Annotated in this window: 17 protein-coding genes and 1 pseudogene; all 18 read left to right on the forward strand. The window is 26.5% G+C overall.

What is annotated here, in order from left to right; all coding sequences use genetic code 11:
• Window positions 1-292 precede the first annotated feature (292 nt).
• The 18 genes and pseudogenes from NMU03_RS10440 to NMU03_RS10525 all read left to right on the forward strand — a co-directional run bounded on the left by NMU03_RS10440 (window position 293) and on the right by NMU03_RS10525 (window position 14484).
• Window positions 293-1459 (forward strand): nucleotide sugar dehydrogenase, encoded by a 1167-nt coding sequence (locus NMU03_RS10440; RefSeq protein ID WP_290138160.1) that lies wholly within the window; start codon window positions 293-295, stop codon window positions 1457-1459.
• Complete coding sequence (locus tag NMU03_RS10445) at window positions 1446-1652, forward strand: hypothetical protein (protein WP_290138162.1); 207 nt, start codon at window positions 1446-1448, stop codon at window positions 1650-1652. The genes NMU03_RS10440 and NMU03_RS10445 overlap by 14 nt, the downstream gene beginning before the upstream one ends.
• 17 nt (window positions 1653-1669) lie before the next feature.
• Window positions 1670-1882, forward strand: a complete 213-nt coding sequence (locus NMU03_RS10450) for a hypothetical protein (RefSeq protein ID WP_290138164.1) — start codon at window positions 1670-1672, stop codon at window positions 1880-1882.
• A 20-nt stretch (window positions 1883-1902) separates the two neighbouring features.
• Window positions 1903-2247: a hypothetical protein gene (locus NMU03_RS10455; RefSeq protein ID WP_290138165.1), complete on the forward strand. Its 345-nt coding sequence runs from the start codon at window positions 1903-1905 to the stop codon at window positions 2245-2247.
• Window positions 2231-2764: a glycosyltransferase family A protein gene (locus NMU03_RS10460; RefSeq protein WP_290138167.1), complete on the forward strand. Its 534-nt coding sequence runs from the start codon at window positions 2231-2233 to the stop codon at window positions 2762-2764. Before NMU03_RS10455 ends, NMU03_RS10460 begins: the two co-directional genes overlap by 17 nt.
• 10 nt (window positions 2765-2774) lie before the next feature.
• Window positions 2775-3188 (forward strand): hypothetical protein, encoded by a 414-nt coding sequence (locus NMU03_RS10465; RefSeq protein ID WP_290138169.1) that lies wholly within the window; start codon window positions 2775-2777, stop codon window positions 3186-3188.
• A gap of 10 nt (window positions 3189-3198) precedes the next feature.
• Window positions 3199-3888 carry a hypothetical protein gene (locus NMU03_RS10470; RefSeq protein WP_290138170.1) on the forward strand — a complete coding sequence of 230 codons (690 nt, stop codon included), beginning with the start codon at window positions 3199-3201 and terminating at the stop codon, window positions 3886-3888.
• A 554-nt stretch (window positions 3889-4442) separates the two neighbouring features.
• Window positions 4443-5297 carry a glycosyltransferase family 2 protein gene (locus tag NMU03_RS10475; RefSeq protein ID WP_290138172.1) on the forward strand — a complete coding sequence of 285 codons (855 nt, stop codon included), beginning with the start codon at window positions 4443-4445 and terminating at the stop codon, window positions 5295-5297.
• Between the two features lie 116 nt (window positions 5298-5413).
• Window positions 5414-5662 carry a hypothetical protein gene (locus NMU03_RS10480; protein ID WP_290138174.1) on the forward strand — a complete coding sequence of 83 codons (249 nt, stop codon included), beginning with the start codon at window positions 5414-5416 and terminating at the stop codon, window positions 5660-5662.
• A 29-nt stretch (window positions 5663-5691) separates the two neighbouring features.
• Complete coding sequence (locus NMU03_RS10485) at window positions 5692-6423, forward strand: glycosyltransferase (RefSeq protein WP_494337157.1); 732 nt, start codon at window positions 5692-5694, stop codon at window positions 6421-6423.
• Complete coding sequence (glf, locus tag NMU03_RS10490) at window positions 6413-7510, forward strand: UDP-galactopyranose mutase (RefSeq protein WP_290138178.1); 1098 nt, start codon at window positions 6413-6415, stop codon at window positions 7508-7510. Before NMU03_RS10485 ends, glf begins: the two co-directional genes overlap by 11 nt.
• Before the next feature lie 13 nt (window positions 7511-7523).
• Window positions 7524-7784, forward strand: a complete 261-nt coding sequence (locus NMU03_RS10495; RefSeq protein ID WP_290138180.1) for an oligosaccharide flippase family protein — start codon at window positions 7524-7526, stop codon at window positions 7782-7784.
• Between the two features lie 393 nt (window positions 7785-8177).
• Window positions 8178-8969: pseudogene (locus NMU03_RS10500) on the forward strand (oligosaccharide flippase family protein); the annotation flags it as partial.
• 788 nt (window positions 8970-9757) lie between these two features.
• A complete protein-coding gene (locus NMU03_RS10505; protein WP_290138182.1) occupies window positions 9758-10642 on the forward strand; it encodes a hypothetical protein in 885 nt (294 codons plus the stop codon).
• Between the two features lie 91 nt (window positions 10643-10733).
• Window positions 10734-11855 carry a dTDP-glucose 4,6-dehydratase gene (rfbB, locus tag NMU03_RS10510; protein ID WP_290138183.1) on the forward strand — a complete coding sequence of 374 codons (1122 nt, stop codon included), beginning with the start codon at window positions 10734-10736 and terminating at the stop codon, window positions 11853-11855.
• Window positions 11767-12669, forward strand: a complete 903-nt coding sequence (rfbA, locus tag NMU03_RS10515) for a glucose-1-phosphate thymidylyltransferase RfbA (protein ID WP_290138185.1) — start codon at window positions 11767-11769, stop codon at window positions 12667-12669. The genes rfbB and rfbA overlap by 89 nt, the downstream gene beginning before the upstream one ends.
• Before the next feature lie 15 nt (window positions 12670-12684).
• Window positions 12685-13821, forward strand: a complete 1137-nt coding sequence (locus NMU03_RS10520) for an NAD(P)-dependent malic enzyme (RefSeq protein WP_290138187.1) — start codon at window positions 12685-12687, stop codon at window positions 13819-13821.
• Between the two features lie 450 nt (window positions 13822-14271).
• Window positions 14272-14484, forward strand: a complete 213-nt coding sequence (locus NMU03_RS10525; RefSeq protein WP_290138189.1) for a hypothetical protein — start codon at window positions 14272-14274, stop codon at window positions 14482-14484.
• Window positions 14485-14495 lie beyond the last annotated feature (11 nt).

The following is a 14495-nucleotide window of genomic DNA, read 5'->3' on the forward strand; positions in this document are numbered from 1 at the left end:
CTAAAAAGATAGGTATTATCCAAATAGGAAATCTAAAAAAATAACGATTATGCCATATGGTTAAAGGCTATAAGAAAAGCCGATTGTTTACTTTTAAATGAAACTTTGGCAAGTTATCGAAAAAGAAATGGATCTATATCTAATCAATCTTTTTATAAACTAATCAAACACCACTATTATCTTTTCAAATTAGGTGAGCATAAAAATATTTTTATTTCTTTATTGTATACATTACAGAATCTATGTTATGGATTTATAAAGAAAATAAAATATAAATGAGGAGGCATATTTGATGAAAATAGCAGTTGCAGGAACAGGATATGTAGGATTGAGCATCGCTACATTGCTGGCACAACATCATGAAGTTGTTGCTTTGGATATTATTGAAGAAAAAGTTGATATGATTAATAATCATATCTCTCCTATTCAGGATAAGGAAATTGAAGAATTTTTAAAAAACAGAAATTTGAATCTAAAAGCAACTCTTGATAAGGAAGTTGCTTTTAAAAATGCTGATTTTGTGGTTATCAGTACTCCTACCAACTATGATGAAAAGAAAAACTATTTCGATACTTCAAGTGTTGAAGAAACAATTGAATCAGTTATGGAGATTAATCCTGATGCAGTCATGGTTATCAAATCAACAATACCTGTTGGTTTTACCAGATCTATGAAAGAAAAGTATAACATCGACAATCTTATCTTTTCACCTGAGTTCTTAAGAGAAGGAAAGGCATTATATGATAATCTTTATCCTTCAAGAATTGTTGTTGGAGAAAAGAGTGAAAGAGCTGAAGTTTTTGCTGATCTACTTAAAGAAGGAGCCATCAAGGAAGATATTCCGACATTGTTTACAGACAGCACAGAAGCAGAAGCCATCAAGCTATTTGCCAATACCTATCTAGCTTTAAGAGTATCGTATTTCAATGAACTCGATACATATGCAGAAATGAAGGGACTGAATACAAAGGAAATCATAGAAGGAGTCTGCCTTGATCCAAGAATTGGCAATCATTATAACAATCCATCATTTGGATATGGCGGATACTGTTTGCCAAAGGACACAAAACAGTTGAAAGCTAACTATAAAGATGTTCCAGAAAATCTAATCAGTGCAATCGTACAGTCTAATACAACAAGAAAGGATCATATTGCACAGATGATTATAGACAGAAATCCAAAAATTGTAGGTATCTATAGATTGACAATGAAGAGCGGATCAGACAATTTCAGAGCAAGTGCAATACAAGGAATCATGAAGAGAATCAAGGCTAAGGGAATAGAAGTCGTTGTATATGAACCAGCGTTGAAAGAAGATAATTTCTTTAATAGCAAAGTTATTAATGATTTAGAAGAATTCAAACGAATCAGTGATGTCATTGTAGTAAACAGAGTAAATGAAGAATTAAATGAAGTTAAGGAAAAGGTATATACAAGAGATTTATATGAAAGGGATTAATCAGAAAAGAAATAGTGTAGAAGTTCTTATAACAACAGTTAACTGTAATGATTATATTCGATTATTAAACAAAATGAATATTCAAACGGATGCAATGATAGGTAATCAAACTTCTTATAACAAAATAGACAAATTTAATTACAATTCTTTAAATATAGCAACTTATGCCTTTAATGAACGCGTGTTGGATTAAATAGAAATAATTTGCTTATGAGAAGTAAAGCAGATTATTGCTTATTTGGAGATGATGATCTTATCTATGTAGATGGATATGAAAGCATTGTGCAAGACTATTTTGATAAATATCCTGATGCAGATGTTATTATTTTCAATCTCGATGAAAAAAGAAAACGAGATTTGTTACTAAAAAAGATTTTAAAGTTAACTATTTTAATTTTATGCGTTTTGGTGCTGCAAGAATAGCAGTACGAAGAAAAAGCATTTTGTTGAATGGTATCAGTTTTAATACTTGTTTTGGAGGAGGGACTGACCATAGTCATGGTGAAGATACATTATTTTTATCAAGCTGTCTAAAACAAAAATTAAAGATATATGCAGTATCAAAAACAATTGCCTATCTTCCTGATAATCGAGAATCAACATGGTTTGAAGGATACACAGATAAATACTTTAATGATAAAGGTGTTTTATATTTTATTATGTCTAAAAGATTTTATAAGTTATTGTGTTTACAAGACGCTATTAGACATTGTAAACGTTATGGAAAAAAACCTAAATATATTTTAAAAATGATGTTTAAGGGAGTAAAAGATGAATCTAAAATATAGCATAATTGTTCCTGTATATAATACAGAGCAATATATAAAGAAATGTATTGATAGTTTAGTAAACCAAACATATAAAAATATAGAAATTATTATTATAGATGACGGTTCTACTGATAGATCAAAATTAATCTACTCAAGTTATTCTGATACAAGAATCAAATTATTTTATAAAGAAAATTCAGGATTATCTGATACAAGAAATTTTGGATTATCAAAGGCTTCTGGCAATTATATTTTGTTTTTAGACTCAGATGATTATTATGATATTGATGCTATAGATCGCTTAAATTACGTTATTAGTAATAATAACGAACTTCCTGAAATAATTAGTATTTCATTAAAAAAAGTATTACCTAATGAAGAAATATTTGATACTTTGACCCATACCAATCAATCACATATAAATATAAAAGGTATAGACTTTTTAAAAAATGAAATGTTAAATGGAACAATGCACATGGCAGCTGTTATGAAAGTATATAGTCGTACTTTTTTAATTGAAAAAAATATTCTTTAAATCTAGGATTTTGCACGAAGATGAAGAATTTACTCCACGAGCTTTATTAGTTGCTGAAAAAATTTTACCTACATCTTTGGATTTTTACAATTATGTTATACATGAAAATTCTATTACTACCAGTAAAGCTTCTTTAAAAAATTTTACTGATTTATTTAATACTTTATCTGAATTAGAAATATTATATAAAAAAATCGATGACAATGAAACAAAAAAAATTTTTATGAATAATTTATTGGAAAAATATTTATATATGTATGCGAAAGCTAATATTTATAAAAAAGAATATATTACATTTCAGCATAAGGAGTTTGTTCATAAAAAAGCAAACAATTTAAAAAACAAAATGAAAGTATTGCTTTTTTCTATCAGTGATAGCTTATATTGCTATATTTATAGAAAAAAGGAAAACAAAAGGAGTTGATAAAATGCTAATGGAATTTAATTATAAGAAAATTTTATTTTTTCTCTTGTGCTGTTTAAATTTCTATAGTGTTATTTTTGAAGATATCAAATTTTTAGGTTATATATTTTATTATATTATACCTGTTATTTTTTGTGCATTTAACTATAAAATACTTTTAACTATTTTAAAACAAATTATCCAAACTCCTTTCATACATTTTTTTATCACATGTATTCTAATAGGTATTTTAAGCATAATTATTCCAATTGCATATGGCACATTTGATTTTTCATACTTTACAATAAGAGTAATGCAAATTACAAAAGAGTTAGTAAAAATGATTTTTTTGCTAGTGTTTTTTATAAAATATATCTCACCTAATTATGATTACAAACTCTTTATGAAATATTATGTTATCTCTACATGCACTTATGTTATGTTTACAATATTGACAATTGCTTTTCCAACATTAAGAGAATTGATTATCGATCATTTAGAGGTTTCAGCAAATACTATAAGATTATTCCATCAAGAAAATTATTTTACACGTTTTGGATGGTGTGGATTTTCAGGTTTTACCTTTACACTAAAAGCCTCATTATCAGTTATTTTTTCTTTATATTTTATTGTTATTAATCCCAATAAACATCTCGTTGAAAATTTGATTATGTTACTAGTTTCTTTTTGGGAAATCTCTTTTATGGAAGAATTGGCCTGATTGTTTCTGGAATAATGATTTTGATTACACTATTTTGCTTATATAAAAATAACAAAATGCTTGTAAAAAAATAATTCTTATTTTTACATATTCGTTTTTTGTTTTAATACTTTTTTCGTTTTATAATGAGAGATTACAAATGTGGTTTAATTGGACATTCCAAAATTTCATTAATTTCTTTACCACTGGTTCTTTTTCAACAACTTCAACAGAAGCTTTAGAAAATATGTATGTTCTTCCTTCATTAAAAACCTTTTTTATTGGAGATGGATACTATTCAACAAGTTCAGGTTACTATATGAATATTGACATTGGTTTATTGCGTCCAATATATTTTGCAGGGATTTTCTTTCAGTTACTGAGATACTATACATTATATATTCCCTTAAAACTTATACATATTTCTAAAATCAAATACGCACGATATTTCAGTTTTTGTTTATTAATATTATTTATTATATTTGAATTGAAGGGAGAAAGTATTTTTCCTGTAATAAACCTAATTCTCATAATTTCAATTATTATAACATTAAATAAAAATAAGGTGAAAATAAATGATTAGTATTATAATTCCAGTATATAATATGGAAGATTATTTAGAGCAATGTTTATCTTCTATTATTTGTCAAAAAAAGAATAATATTCAAGTAATTATCGTTGACGATGGTAGTACTGATGATTCTCAAATAATTATAAAGAAGTTTTGTGATAAATTTCCTAATATTTTTGAATATCATTATAAAGATAACGGGGGATTAAGTGATGCAAGAAACTTTGGAGTTCAATTTGTTAAAGGAGAATATATTTGGTTTGTTGATAGTGATGATTATATAGATTCCCAAGCTTTATTTCATATTAGTTCATGTATTGAAGAATATAAACCTGATCTTATTATTATGGACTATTTTGATTTATGTAAAGATGTAATATCGTCTAAAACAATCTTATCTGAAGATGCTGGTTTTTTATCTAAACAGCAATACTTGTTGTCTGTACCTTGTGCATGGAATAAAGTAATAAATGCAAAAAAATATATTGAATCCAGAGTATCTTTTCCATTAAATATTTGGTACGAAGACAGAGCTACTACTGGTCAGTATTTGAATTTTTGTAATTCCATTTTTTATTTAAAAAAAAGTTTATATTTTTATAGACAACGCTCAAATTCAATTATGAATCAAATAAAATATAATCCTAAGATGATGGATATTATAAAATCAGTAAATTTAATGCATCAAACAATTTCATCCGATAAATATTATGATGAATTAGAATATATTTCTATTACTAACCTCATTTATCAATCCGGAATAAGATTATTAAATTTTAAAAAATATAAAGAAATTGGTGAATGTATTTCATATTGTAATCAACTATATCCTAATTGGAAAAGAAATAAATTTTTTTAAAAAGAAGTTTAATATATAAATTGTTTTGTTATAGTATTTCAAAAAAATTATATATGATTGCAAGATTAATTATGTTTATTTATTCAAGACTATAATAAAAGAAAAGAGTTGAAAACGTGAAAAAAAATTATGTAATTGATGATGTTTATAGAAACTCAAAACAAAATAATGCAGGATATAAAGCTAGAGATGATATTAATGATATTCTAAAAGAAGAGTTTGAAATAACTTATTTTTTGAAAGGAAACAATAAAATTTCTAGATTAATAAATTATTTAAAAATTATATGGAATATTAAATTACATTCAAATATAGTTTTAGTTCAATATCCTTTTTACATAAAAAAATATATGTTCAATTGCTAAAACATTGGTTACCTCGAGGCAGTATTTTATTGATACATGATATAGATTCATTAAGAAATCAATGGTCTATGAAAGATATAGATAGAGAAATTGAAATTTTTAATTTGTTTGATTATGTTATTTCTCATAACACTAAAATGACATCTTGGTTAGAAAAAAATGGATGTAAATCGAAAATTGTTAATTTGGAAATATTTGATTATCTTTCATTAAATAAAATAGATATTACGAAAAAAAGAGAAAATGCGATTGCCTTTGCTGGGAATCTTTCCCAAGATAAGAGTGGTTTTCTATATCAAAGCACTTTAAATCATATAAACTTAAATGTCTATGGATCAAATTTTAAAGATTTATCTTTACAACATATAAATTATAAAGGTTCATTCCCAGCGGAACTACTTCCAGAAATTCTTAATGAAAAATATGGACTGATATGGGATGGAAAATCTATTGAAAATTGTGATGGATTATTTGGAGAATATTTAAAATATAATAATCCCCATAAAACATCATTATATTTAGCATCAGGATTACCTGTAATTGTATGGAATAAAGCTGCAATAGCCTCATTTATTGAAAAAAACGGTTTAGGTTTCTCAATTCAATCAATAAATGAAATTGAAGAAAAACTAAAAAACATTTCAAAAGAAGATTATCTAATTATGTTAAACAATGTTTATAAAATATCCGAAAAGTTGCAGCAAGGATATTTTTTGAAAAAGGCACTGAATAAATGTAGGGAGGAAAAATATGAGGTATGATTATTTAATAGTAGGTAGTGGATTGTTTGGGAGTATCTTTGCTTATGAAGCAAACAAAAAAGGAAAGAAATGTTTAGTGATAGATAAAAGAAATCATATAGGTGGAAATATCTATACAGAAAAAGCAGAAGGAATAAATGTACATAAGTATGGTGCACATATTTTTCATACTTCCAACAAAAAAGTATGGGATTATATTCAACAATTTGCTCAGTTTAATAGATATACAAATTCACCTATTGCTAATTACAAAGGTGAAATCTACAACATGCCCTTTAATATGAATACTTTTAATAAATTATGGGGTGTTGTTACACCTGAAGAAGCCAAAGCAAAAATTAATGAACAGATTAAAGAATCAGGAATTACTGAACCTCATAATCTTGAAGAGCAAGCCATTTCTTTAGTTGGAAAAGACATCTATGAAAAACTTGTTAAAGGATATACGCAAAAACAATGGGGTCGACCATGTCATGAACTCCCAGCATTCATTATTAAACGATTGCCAGTAAGATTTACATATGACAACAACTATTTTAATGATTTATATCAAGGAATACCAATAGGTGGATATACACAAATCATTGAAAAAATGCTTAGTGGTATTGAAGTGAGATTAAATTGTGATTTCTTTGAACATCGAAAGGAATTGGAAAATATTGCAGATAAAATTATTTTTACAGGAATGATTGACCAGTATTATGATTACTGCTATGGAGAACTAGAATACCGTAGTTTGAAATTCGAGGAAGAAATCTTAGATACAGAAAATTATCAGGGAAATGCTGTTGTTAATTACAATGAGTATGAAGTGCCATATACAAGAATTATTGAACATAAGCATTTTGAATATGGACCACAGCCAAAGACAGTTATTACAAGAGAGTATCCAGCCACATGGCAAAAGGGAGACGAACCATACTATCCAATGAATGATGAAAAGAATAATGCATTATATAGCAAATATAAAGCATTAGCAGATAAAGAAGATAAAGTCATTTTTGGTGGAAGATTAGGTATGTATAAATACTTTGACATGCATCATGTTATTGAAGAAGCATTGAAATGTGTAACTAAGGAATTATAATTTAGGAGGCTGTATGGAAAAAATAAAATCAGTAAAATTTAATTTCATCATGAATTTTATTTTAACAGCTTCCAATTTTATTTTTCCATTAATTACTTTTCCATATGTTTCTAGAATCCTTTTAGCAAGTGGTAATGGAAAAATTGCATTTGTCACATCTGTTGCAAATTATTTTAGTATGGTAGCTTCTTTAGGAATACCTACCTATGGAATTCGAGCCTGTGCTTCAATTAGAGATGACAAAAAAAGTTATCAAAAACTGTACATGAATTAATATTTATTCACTCTTTTATAACTATTATTTCATTATTTTTTTATTTTATATCTATTTGTTTTATAGATAAATTTTATGCTGAAAAAGAATTAATGTTCATTAATGGAATTGGGCTGTTTCTAAATGTTTTGGGTGTAAACTGGTTATATAATGCTTTAGAGCAATATAGTTATATTACTATTAGAACAATTGCTTTTAAAATCATTTCTGTTATTCTTATGTTTATACTCGTACATCAAAAACATGATTATATTATATATGGGGCTATTTCTGTTTTTGCAGCTGCAGGATCCAATATATTGAATTTTTTAATATGCGTAAATTTATTTGTTTAAAAAGATATGATAATTATGATTTAAAAAGGCATATTAAACCAATACTTGTTTTTTTGCACAAACAGTAGCTATTACTGTTTATACAAATTTGGATAATGTTATGTTAGGATTTATGAAAAATGATACTCAAGTTGGTTTGTATTCAGCAGCTGTCAGAGTCAAAACCATGCTTGTATCTTTAGTAACATCGTTAGGCACTGTTTTAATGCCTAGGTTATCATATTATGTTCAACAAAACAAAAATAATGAATTCAATATCTTGATAAAAAAATCTGTTAACTTTGTTTTGGTTATCAGTACATCGTTAACTGCTTTTTTTGTTATTATGGCAAGGCCTAGTATCTTATTGTTATCAGGAAATAGCTATATTGAAGCTACTTTAGCTATGCAAATAATTATGCCTTCTATTATTTTTATTGGATTGTCGAATATAACAGGAATGCAAATATTAACACCCAAAGGCAAGGAAAATATAGTATTAATTTCTGTTATTGTTGGTGCATTAGTAGACTTAATTTTAAATTTAATGTTTATCCCTAATTTAGGATCAGCAGGAGCATCGTTAGGAACTTTAATAGCTGAACTTTCTGTATTAATAGTTCAAGTACTATATTTAAAATCTACTGAAATTAGTATCTTTAATAAAAAGAATTTGATGAAAATAATATTTTCAACAGTGATTTCTAGCGGACTATTAATTATGATGATAGACCTAACTAATCTTTCAGTTTTTATGCAATTATTTTGTGGAGCTATTGTTTTTTTTGGAATCGAAATTATTCTTTTGATGTTTTTAAAAGAAGACTTTATTAGTTCCCAAATGAAAAGTATTTTTAGTAAATATAAATAAAATTATGTATTAAAAAGGGGGAGGCTTATAAATAAAATGCTCATAAAGTACTTCCATCGTTTTATTAATTTTAGCCCATTTAAATTATCCTTAAGTATTAATTTGTTTTTCTTAATTACTTACCTATTATTTGGCCATATAAAATATGAGGTTTCTGATGATTTTATAATGCAACTTCTCGTTTCAGGTGGATATACAGGGACTCCATCTCCTGAAATTGTATTTATGAATATTTTAATTGGATATTTTTTATCTTTTCTTTATACATATCTACCTCATATTAATTGGTTTTTTTGGATGCATATATTTGTTATCTTTATTTCGTGTTTTAGTATATGCTATATTATTTTAAAAATAAAAAACACAGCAATTATAAAATTTTTAATCGTTGTTTTTTTATGCTTTTTTAGTCCGGATTTATATCTGCTAATACAGTTCACAAAGACTTCAACCGTAGCTTTGTTAGCCTCAGCTATGTTTTTTTTGTATTGGCTAATTTATAGTACACAATTACATTATTTGATTTTTGCTTCAATGATGTCTTTTATAGGTTTAGCAATTAGGGATAAATGTATTAATATTATACTACCATATTTTATATTAATTGTTTTTTTCTATTTAATTATTAATAGAAATATTATAACTAAAAAAAGATTCTTAATATATTAATTATCTTTTCTATTAGTTTTGGTAATTTGACACTTCTAAATATTATAAATAGATATTATGAAGATAATCATGCAAATTATAAATCGTATATTCAATATAACTCCATTAGAGCTTCAGTTTTGGATTATCCATATTATGATTATTCAAAATTGCAAGAGCCACTTCAAGAGATTGGAATAAATGAAAATGATTATTTGAATCTTACCCATTGGAATTTTATTGATACGGATTTTTTTGATTATGAGAAATTGAATAACATATATGATGTTTTAAATGATTATCGTGATGAGCATCCTTTAGGAATAAAAGCAAGTATATTACAATTGATGAATCAAAATTATTATAAATATGTAAGTGTTATGGGATGTTTAAGTATTTTTTTTATTGGAATTCTTATTTGTAAAAAATATTTTGTTTATTCTTCAATAGCAATTTTAGGAACTGGTATAGTTCTTTTTTTATACGCTTATATTGGAAGGTTGATGTACAGGGTCGAATACTCGACGTTTTTAGCACTGTCTATTTATTTGATAGTTTTACAATTGTTTTTAAATCAAAGAAAATTTAAATATAAAAAAACTTTAATTATTGCTTGTTGTTTTCTTATTTTAGGAAGAACTCCTTTATATATTGGCGAAACATCTTATGCTTATCATAATTTGTTTTTTTCTATGATTAATGTTGTTGGTAAATATAGAAGTCAATTTAATCAAGAAAATCGTCATAATAATTTAATAAAGGAGTTTAAAAATAATCCTAATAATTTATATTTATTGGGCTTTCAAACGATGACACAAACTTATTATTTAAATTATAGTCCTTTTACTTCAGGGTGCTTTTTAGATTTTCAAAATACTATATATATAAGTGGAGTGGAAACTAATCATCCCGAATGGAAAGAAGCATTGATGAAATGGAAAATTAATAATCCTGCATTAGGATTATTAGAAAAAATGTATATTTGGTTGAGAATGTTGATCAAGAGAATATATTTCAATATTTAAAGATACATTTTACTGATGAAGTGAAGATAGTACTTTATAAAGAATTAGATGGTTTTAAGATTTGGAAATTTTATATATAAGGAGAAAAATAATGAAAATATTAGTAACAGGTGGAGCAGGATTTATTGGTGGAAATTTTGTTCATTATATGGTGAACAAATATCCTGAAGATATGATTGTGAATTTAGATTTATTAACTTATGCAGGGAACTTAGAAACTTGTAAACTCGTAGAAGGAAAACCTAACTACAAATTCGTTAAAGGTGATATTGCAGACAGAAAGTTTATCTTTAATTTATTTGAAAAAGAAAAATTTGATGTTGTGGTTAACTTTGCAGCCGAATCACATGTTGATAGAAGTATTGAAGATCCTGAAAGTTTTGTCAGAACAAATGTCATGGGAACAACAACATTACTAGATGCATGTAATCAGTTTGGAATCAAAAGATACCATCAGGTATCTACTGATGAAGTCTATGGCGATTTACCATTAGATCGACCAGATTTATTCTTTACAGAAGAAACACCATTACATACATCAAGTCCATATAGTTCATCTAAGGCAGCAGCTGATTTGTTTGTATTAGCATATCATAGAACATATGGTTTACCAGTAACAATTAGTCGATGTTCAAATAACTATGGGCCATATCATTTTCCTGAAAAACTTATTCCATTAATGATTTCAAGAGCATTAGCAGATGAATCATTACCTGTTTATGGTACAGGAGAAAATGTCAGAGATTGGTTACATGTTTATGATCATTGTGTTGCCATTGACTTGATTATCAGAAATGGAAAAGTTGGAGAAGTCTATAATGTTGGTGGACATAATGAAAGAACAAATCTTCAGGTTGTACAGACAATCTTAAAGGCACTAGATAAACCTGAATCATTGATTAAATATGTGGAAGACAGAAAAGGACATGATTTAAGATACGCTATTGATCCAACAAAATTAGAAACAGAACTAGGATGGAAACCAAAATATAACTTTGATACAGGAATCCAACAAACAATTCAATGGTATCTTGATAACAAAGAATGGTGGCAAAATATTCTTTCAGGAGAATATCAAAACTATTTTGAAAAAATGTATAGTAATAGATTAAAGGGAGAAAAAAATGAAGGGAATTATTTTAGCTGGAGGATCAGGAACAAGATTATATCCTCTTACAAAATCAGTTTCAAAACAAATTTTACCTGTATATGATAAACCGATGATATATTATCCATTATCAACCTTAATGTTAGCAGGTATTAAAGAAATTTTAATTATCTCTACTCCAAGAGATGTTGTAGTATTTGAAGAATTATTAGGTGATGGGAGTCAATTAGGAATATATATAGAATATGCAATTCAAGAACATCCCCGAGGACTAGCAGAAGCTTTTATTATTGGAGAAGAATTTATAGAAGATGATAGTGTGTGTTTAATATTGGGAGATAACATCTTTTATGGGGCAAACTTTACTGAAACATTACAAAGAGCAAGTCAACTAACAGATGGTGCTTTAATCTTTGGTTATTATGTAAATGATCCAAGAGAATATGGAGTTGTATCATTTGATACACATAATAATGTTATATCAATAGAAGAAAAACCACAACATCCTAAATCGAATTATGCTGTGCCAGGACTATATTTTTATGATAACGATGTTGTTGAGATTGCTAAGACGATTAAACCTTCAGATAGAGGTGAACTAGAAATTACTTCTGTTAATAATGAATATCTTAAAAGAAAACAATTAAAAGTTGAGCTTTTAAGTAGAGGCACAGCATGGTTAGATACAGGAAATCATGACAATTTGCTTGAGGCTTCACAGTATGTAGCTAGCATTCAAAAAAGACAAGGTTTATATATTTCATGTATTGAAGAAATTGCATTTGCAAAAAAATATATCAATAAAGAACAACTTTTAAAATTAGCTGAAAAACAATCAAAAACTGAATATGGAAAATATTTAAAAAGAATTTCTATTGAAAATACAATTAATGAAGACAAAGTTAAAGCAAAACAATAAGGAGATATTTTTAAAATGGAAGAAGTATATGAAAAAGCTTTAAAATTACATAAAGAATATAATGGGAAAATCGAAATCGGATTGAAAAAGGATTTTAATGAAGATGAATTAAAACTTGTTTATACTCCTGGAGTTGCGCAACCTTGTAAAGAAATTGTAAATGACAAAAAAAATATATATAAATATACTATGAAATCAAATACAATTGCAGTAATAACTGATGGAAGTGCTGTTCTTGGGTTAGGTGATATTGGTCCAGAAGCAGCTTTACCAGTAATGGAAGGTAAATGTGCTTTATTTAAAAAATTTGGAGATGTTAATGCATTTCCTATATGTTTAAATGCACATGAAGTTGATGAAATAGTAAATATTATTAAAAAAATATCAGTTGGTTTGGGAGGAATTAATCTTGAAGATATATCAGCTCCTAGATGTTTTGAAATTGAAGAAAAATTAAAAAGAGAATTAAATATACCAATTTTTCATGATGATCAACATGGTACAGCAATTGTTGTTTTAGCTTTCCTTATCAATGCTTTAAGATTAACAAAACAAGAAAAAAGTAATTTAAAAATAGTTGTAAATGGTGCTGGAGCTGCAGGCATAGCAATTGTGCAACTATTATTTGAATATGGTTTTAAGAATATAGTTGTATGTGATTCAAAAGGAACAATTAATTCAAAAAGAAACGATTTAAATAAATATAAACAAAAATTATTAAGTTATACAAATAAAGAAGATATTCATGGTAATTTAAAAGATGCTATAAAAAAAGCAGATATTTTTATAGGTGTTTCTAAAGGCAATATTGTTACAAAAGAGATGGTTGAATCAATGAATGCAAACCCAATTATTTTAGCTATGGCCAACCCTATTCCGGAAATTTTCCCAGAAGAAGCTAAAAAAGCTGGGGCATACATAGTAGGAACCGGACGTTCTGATTTTGATAACCAGATAAATAATGTTCTTGTTTTCCCTGCTTTATTTAGTGCTATATTAGAATTAGGCATTACTAATATAGATGACAGTATTAAAATCAAAGCAGCAGAAGCTATTTCATCTATTATTAGTGATGAGGAATTAAGTACAAAATATTTATTGCCTAATGCCTTTGATAAGCGTATAAGAGAAACTATATTAAAAAAATTATAATAATTGAAAATCATTTAAATTAAAAAAGTTAAATTGTTTCGCTCTTTCTAATAAATTTATTGCTGAAAATATAACAAATTAATTTTAACGCCGTTTTTTTAATATTAAAACGTTGTTTCTCTAATCATTATTATTAGTGAAAAAAGTTATTGATTTCTCATAAGTACAAAAGACATCAGCATTTAAGAATGAATTTGTATTGGCAATACTAATGCCCATATCTCTTAAAGAAGTATATTATGAATATCGTTATGATATCTTTGCAGAATAGTCACTTTAGCAACATTTTTCTTAAAAAGAGCGAATTGTTTTAATGATTTAAACAAAAACGAATCAACAAATTGAAAGAATAACACAAAAATCATATAGAAATATGTTTCTATACAGTTGAAATATCAATTTAAAATGAAAGTGTTAAATCAAATCAGTCTAAGAAGAGGAGGATATATAATGACTAATGATTGGATACGATTATTATTCGATTCTTGGAAAGATCAGGAAGGCATACTTCATACAAATGAAGAAATCGACAATTGGATAAAGGAATTAAATCAAACAATTAAAGTAAAGATAACACCCAATTGTTTATCAGAAAGTACATACTGGTATTATGATAAAGAATTAGGAATTATTACGAATAAAAATAATAGTTTTTTTCAATAAAAGGAATTCAA

This window comes from Allocoprobacillus halotolerans, from assembly GCF_024399475.1.
Classification (GTDB): domain Bacteria; phylum Bacillota_I; class Bacilli_A; order Erysipelotrichales; family Coprobacillaceae; genus Allocoprobacillus; species Allocoprobacillus halotolerans.

Coding starts and splice junctions, on each gene's coding strand:
- NMU03_RS10440 (WP_290138160.1), top strand. CDS start 293: ATGAAAATAGCAGTTGCAGGAACAGGATATGTAGGATTGAGCATCGCT.
- NMU03_RS10445 (WP_290138162.1), top strand. CDS start 1,446: ATGAAAGGGATTAATCAGAAAAGAAATAGTGTAGAAGTTCTTATAACA.
- NMU03_RS10450 (WP_290138164.1), top strand. CDS start 1,670: ATGAGAAGTAAAGCAGATTATTGCTTATTTGGAGATGATGATCTTATC.
- NMU03_RS10460 (WP_290138167.1), top strand. CDS start 2,231: ATGAATCTAAAATATAGCATAATTGTTCCTGTATATAATACAGAGCAA.
- NMU03_RS10470 (WP_290138170.1), top strand. CDS start 3,199: ATGGAATTTAATTATAAGAAAATTTTATTTTTTCTCTTGTGCTGTTTA.
- NMU03_RS10475 (WP_290138172.1), top strand. CDS start 4,443: ATGATTAGTATTATAATTCCAGTATATAATATGGAAGATTATTTAGAG.
- glf (WP_290138178.1), top strand. CDS start 6,413: ATGAGGTATGATTATTTAATAGTAGGTAGTGGATTGTTTGGGAGTATC.
- NMU03_RS10495 (WP_290138180.1), top strand. CDS start 7,524: ATGGAAAAAATAAAATCAGTAAAATTTAATTTCATCATGAATTTTATT.
- rfbB (WP_290138183.1), top strand. CDS start 10,734: ATGAAAATATTAGTAACAGGTGGAGCAGGATTTATTGGTGGAAATTTT.
- rfbA (WP_290138185.1), top strand. CDS start 11,767: ATGAAGGGAATTATTTTAGCTGGAGGATCAGGAACAAGATTATATCCT.
- NMU03_RS10520 (WP_290138187.1), top strand. CDS start 12,685: ATGGAAGAAGTATATGAAAAAGCTTTAAAATTACATAAAGAATATAAT.
- NMU03_RS10525 (WP_290138189.1), top strand. CDS start 14,272: ATGACTAATGATTGGATACGATTATTATTCGATTCTTGGAAAGATCAG.